The following is a 4,557-nucleotide window of genomic DNA, read 5'->3' as shown; positions in this document are numbered from 1 at the left end:
CGGCCTCGGCCCCCGCCCCCAGGTCCAGTTCCGCGCGCCGTCCGGCCACCACGGTCCCGTCGAGGTCGACGAGCACGGCGCGCAGTTCGTCGCGGTCCAGGTGCACCCCGACGGCGTGCCCCGCCTCCGGCACCAGCCGCAGGACGGTCCGCGGCTTGCCCCCGGTGGACGCCCGCCGCCCGGCCTCCGTGGCGAAGCCCTCCGCCCGCAGCCGCGCGGTGATCTTGCTGACGGCCTGCGGGGTCAGCCCGGTGCGCTCGGCCAGCTCCAGCCGGCTGATGCCCTCCGCCCCGGCGTCCCTCAGCAGCCCCAGCACCAGTGCGGTGTTGTGGCTGCGCACCAGTCCCAGGTTCGCCCCCGCGACGCCCTTGTCCCCCGTCATCCCCGCCCTCGGCTCACTCCTGTTCACGCCCCCATTCTCCCCTCCGCTTGCACTTTCGCAACAGCGTTGCCAAAGTGGGACGCATGACTGCTACCCCCCTCCGCGTCGGCCTGATCGGCTACGGCCTCGCCGGCTCGGTCTTCCACGCCCCGCTGATCGCCGCCACCGAGGGCCTCGCCCTGGACACCGTGGTCACCTCCAGCCCGGAGCGGCAGAAGCAGGCCCTCGCCGAGTTCCCGGAGGTCCGGCTCGCCGCCACCGCCGAGGAGCTGTTCGACCGGGCGGACGAGCTGGACCTCGTCGTCGTGGCCTCCCCGAACAAGACGCACGTACCGCTGGCCACCACCGCGCTCCGGGCGGGCCTGCCGGTGGTCGTGGACAAGCCGGTCGCCGGCACCGCGGCCGAGGCCCGGCAGCTCGCCGCCCTCGCCGAGGAGCGCGGTCTGCTGCTCTCGGTCTTCCAGAACCGCCGCTGGGACAACGACTTCCTGACCCTGCGCACCCTGCTGGCGGACGGCGCGCTCGGCGACGCCTGGCGCTTCGAGTCCCGCTTCGAGCGCTGGCGCCCCAGGCCCAAGGGCGGCTGGCGCGAGTCCGGCGACCCCGCGGAGATCGGCGGCCTGCTCTACGATCTCGGCAGCCATGTCGTCGACCAGGCCCTGGTCCTCTTCGGCCCGGCCACCGAGGTCTACGCCGAGACCGACATCCGCCGCCCCGGCGCCGAGACCGACGACGACACCTTCATCGCGCTCACCCACGCGAGCGGCGTCCGCTCCCACCTCCACGTCTCCGCGACGGCCGCCCAGCTCGGCCCCCGCTTCCGGGTGCTGGGCTCCCGCGCGGGCTACGTCAAGTACGGCCTGGACCCGCAGGAGGCGGCGCTGCGCGAGGGCGGCCGGCCCGGCACCACCGCCGGCTGGGGCACCGAGGACGAGTCCCTGTGGGGCCGGATCGGCTCCGGGGAGTCCCCGCTGACCGGCGCCGGCACCCCCGTGCCGACCCTGCCGGGCGACTACCCGGCCTACTACGCGGCCGTCGCCGCCGCCCTGCGCGGCACCGGACCCAACCCGGTGACCGCCCTGGAGGCCGCCGCCGCGCTCGACGTACTGGAAGCGGCCCGCCGGTCCGCCCGCGAGAAGGTGACGGTGACCCTGTGACGCCCGAGAACACCCCGACCGTGCCCGAGCTGGAGGAGCAGCAACGGCGCCTGGTCTTCCGGCGGTTCACCCACGAGGACGCCTGGTCGCTCGGCTGCCTCCTGGTCGAGCGGGCCCGCGAGCGCCGGGCGCCGGTCGCCATCGACATCCACCGGGCCGGCCAGCAGCTCTTCCACGCCGCCCTGCCGGGCTCCGCCCCGGACAACGACGCCTGGATCGCCCGCAAGCGCCGGGTCGTGGAGCGCTACGGCGCCCCGTCCTACCTGGTCGGCGCCCGCTTCCGCGCCAAGGGCACGACCTTCGAGGAGTCCTCCCGCCTCGACCCGGACACCTACGCGGCGCACGGCGGCTCCTTCCCGGTCACGGTGGAGGGCGCCGGCGTGATCGGCGCGGTGACCGTCTCCGGCCTGCCCCAGGTCGAGGACCACCGGTTCGTGGTGGAGACGCTGGAGGAGTTCCTCGGCCGTTCGGCCGACTGAGGGAACGGCGGGAATCAACCCGGGTCACCCTCCGGTTGGCAGGACCGAAGGCCTGACGATCACGGCACTGTCCACCACCGGAGGGATCGATCCGATGACCACCGCACTGAAGGAGAGCGTCGGCCGGTACGGCGTCTGGAGCATCGAACTGCGCGCCGAGGACCCGGCCCGGCGCGGCGAGCTGGACGAGGCCGCGGCCGAGCTCGAGGAACTCGGGTACGGCGCGATCTGGCTCGGCGGCAACAGCACCGCGGACCACGCGGCCCCGCTCCTCGGCGCCACCCGGCGCGTCGTCGTCGGCACCAGCATCCAGAGCGTCTGGCAGCAGGACGCCGCCACCACGGCGGCCGGCTTCGCCGGGCTGGAGACGGCGCACCCGGGCCGGTTCGCGCTGGGCCTCGGGGTGAGCCACGGCCCGCGGGTGAAGGAGTACCGCCGCCCGTACGCGGCCATGGTCGAGTACCTGGACGAACTGGACCGGGCGGGCGTGCCCGCCGAGCGGCGGGTGCTGGCCGCGCTGGGCCCCCGGATGCTGGAGCTGGCCCGGGACCGCGCGGCCGGCGCCATCCCGTACCTGACCACGCCCGAACACACCGAGCAGGCCCGGCGGATCCTGGGCGCGGGGCCGTTGCTGGCCCCCGAGCTGAAGGTGGTCCTGGAGTCCGACCCGGGCCGCGCCCGGGAGACGGCCCGCGCCTACCTGGCCCACTATCTGGAACTGCCCAACTACACCAACAACTTCCTGCGGCTGGGCTTCACGGAGGCGGACGTCGCCGACGGCGGCAGCGACCGCCTCGTCGACGCGGTCTTCGCCTGGGGCGACGAGTCCCGGATCCGCGAGCGCGTCACCGCCTTCCACGAGGCGGGCGCGGACCATGTCGCCCTCCAGGTGGTCACGGAGCACACCGGCGAGATCCCGCCGAGGAAGGAGTGGCGCGCCCTCGCCGCCCTCCTGGGCTGACCGGTCCGGTCCGAGGGGCACGGGGCCGGGCGGGCGAGGCCGTCACCCCGGGCCCCGGTGCTCCCGGTGCTCCCGGCGGTGCGGCTACGCGTCCTTCAGTTCCTGCCGCTGCCGGCCGAGCCCCGTGATCTCCAGCTCCACCACGTCCCCGGCCCGCAGGTACGGCTTCGGCTCGGGCGCGCCCATCGCCACCCCGGCCGGCGTGCCCGTGTTGACGACGTCGCCGGGGTACAGGGTCATGAACCGGCTGAGGTAGCGCACGACCTCCCCCACGGGGAAGATCTGCTCGGCCGTCGTGCCGTCCTGCTTCAGCTCGCCGTTCACCCACAGCCTCAGCGACAGGTCCTGCGGGTCGGCGATCTCGTCGGCCGTCACCAGCCAGGGTCCCAGCGGGTTGAACGTCTCGCAGTTCTTGCCCTTGTCCCAGGTCCCACCCCGCTCGATCTGGAACTCCCGCTCGGAGACGTCGTGCGCCAGCGCGTACCCGGCGATGTGCGCGAGCCCCTCCTCCGCCGAGTCCAGGTAGCGGGCCGTACGGCCGATGACGACGGCGAGTTCGGCCTCCCAGTCCGTCTTCACCGAGCCGCGCGGCACCAGCACCGTGTCGTTCGGCCCGACCACCGTGTCCGGCGCCTTGAGGAAGACGACCGGCTCGGCGGGCGGCTCGGCGCCCGTCTCGCGCGCGTGGTCGTGGTAGTTCAGCCCGATGCACACGACCTTCCCGATGCGGCCGACCGGGGGGCCGATACGCAGTCCGGCCGCGTCCAGCGCGGGCAGTTCACCGGAGCCGGCCGCCGCCCGGATCCGTCCGAGCGCCTCCTCGTCGGCGAGGAGGGCGCCGTCGATGTCGTCCACGAGGCCCGACAGGTCCCTCAGGACCCCGTCGGCGTCGAGCAGTGCGGGGCGTTCGGCCCCGGCCGTACCGACTCGCAGCAGCTTCATGGTCACCGTCTCCCTCGATCACGGGCGCCCCGCCGATGGGTGCAGCCATCGAAAGGACTGGCTGATCCTCCAATTCCCCCGTCCAGTCCGCAAGACCCTGTTCAGGTACTGGACCGTAACCAGGACGCCCGGTACCGCTCAGCGGTACAGCAGGGACTGTTCCGCCGCGCTCCACGCCGTACTGGTGACGATGTACAGCGCGGCGGCCAGCGGGACGAACGCCACCGAGACGAGGGTGAGGAAGGACAGGAACGGCGTCACCCGGGCGACCGCAGCGAGGCCGGGCACCTGCTCGCCGCCGACGGCCGGGGCCGGCTGCCCGGCCGTCGTCCGCCGGGCGCGCCGGAAGTTGACGGTGGCGACGGCCGCGACGAGGGCGAACAGACAGAGGTAGACCAGCCCGGCCGGGCCGAACACCCCGCCGTCGGCGAGCGCGTCGGCCCAGCGTCCGCCGAGCGGCGCCGAGAACAGCCGGTGGTCCAGCAGGGAGTTGCTCTCGCCGCCGATCGTGGTGCTGGAGAAGAGGTGGTAGAGGAGGAAGAAGGCGGGCACCTGGAGCAGGCCGGGCAGGCAGCCGGAGAGCGGCGAGACCTTCTCCTGGGCGTGCAGTTCGAGCACGGCCCGCTGGAGCCGCTC

The 4,557-nt window shown here is 74.2% G+C and carries 6 protein-coding genes; 3 read left to right on the top strand and 3 right to left on the bottom strand.

From position 1 onward, the window contains the following. The coding region (locus H5J33_RS24560; RefSeq protein ID WP_181797057.1) for a winged helix-turn-helix transcriptional regulator at window positions 1–382 on the bottom strand (382 nt) is incomplete at its 3' end. Between the two features lie 83 nt (window positions 383–465). Here H5J33_RS24560 and H5J33_RS24555 point away from each other — a divergent pair. The 3 genes from H5J33_RS24555 (at window position 466) to H5J33_RS24545 (ending at window position 2,979) form a co-directional block, all read left to right on the top strand. Beyond that, window positions 466–1,539 carry a Gfo/Idh/MocA family oxidoreductase gene (locus tag H5J33_RS24555; RefSeq protein ID WP_181797056.1) on the top strand — a complete coding sequence of 358 codons (1,074 nt, stop codon included), beginning with the start codon at window positions 466–468 and terminating at the stop codon, window positions 1,537–1,539. Beyond that, window positions 1,536–2,018 carry a heme-degrading domain-containing protein gene (locus H5J33_RS24550; RefSeq protein ID WP_181797055.1) on the top strand — a complete coding sequence of 161 codons (483 nt, stop codon included), beginning with the start codon at window positions 1,536–1,538 and terminating at the stop codon, window positions 2,016–2,018. The genes H5J33_RS24555 and H5J33_RS24550 overlap by 4 nt, the downstream gene beginning before the upstream one ends. A gap of 94 nt (window positions 2,019–2,112) precedes the next feature. Next, entirely contained in the window at window positions 2,113–2,979 is an 867-nt protein-coding gene (locus H5J33_RS24545; RefSeq protein ID WP_181797054.1) for an LLM class F420-dependent oxidoreductase, read from the top strand. Between the two features lie 84 nt (window positions 2,980–3,063). On the opposite strand, the gene H5J33_RS24540 is transcribed toward H5J33_RS24545, so the two are convergent. Together H5J33_RS24540 and H5J33_RS24535 are read right to left on the bottom strand one after the other, a co-directional pair. Continuing rightward, window positions 3,064–3,921 (bottom strand): fumarylacetoacetate hydrolase family protein, encoded by an 858-nt coding sequence (locus tag H5J33_RS24540; RefSeq protein ID WP_181797053.1) that lies wholly within the window; start codon window positions 3,919–3,921, stop codon window positions 3,064–3,066. 138 nt (window positions 3,922–4,059) lie between these two features. Continuing rightward, window positions 4,060–4,557 (bottom strand): YidC/Oxa1 family membrane protein insertase (locus tag H5J33_RS24535; protein ID WP_181797052.1); only part of this gene is annotated, 498 nt, incomplete at its 5' end.

Source organism: Streptomyces sp. WELS2, assembly GCF_013870595.1.
Taxonomy (GTDB): domain Bacteria; phylum Actinomycetota; class Actinomycetes; order Streptomycetales; family Streptomycetaceae; genus Streptomyces.
The sequence above is the reverse complement of the archived record's forward strand: the minus strand, read 5'-3'. Positions and strand labels throughout refer to the sequence as shown.

What these genes read in the sequence shown, in the direction of transcription:
- H5J33_RS24555 (WP_181797056.1), top strand. Translation starts at nt 466, where the DNA reads ATGACTGCTACCCCCCTCCGCGTCGGCCTGATCGGCTACGGCCTCGCC.
- H5J33_RS24545 (WP_181797054.1), top strand. Translation starts at nt 2,113, where the DNA reads ATGACCACCGCACTGAAGGAGAGCGTCGGCCGGTACGGCGTCTGGAGC.
- H5J33_RS24540 (WP_181797053.1), bottom strand. Translation starts at nt 3,921, where the DNA reads ATGAAGCTGCTGCGAGTCGGTACGGCCGGGGCCGAACGCCCCGCACTG.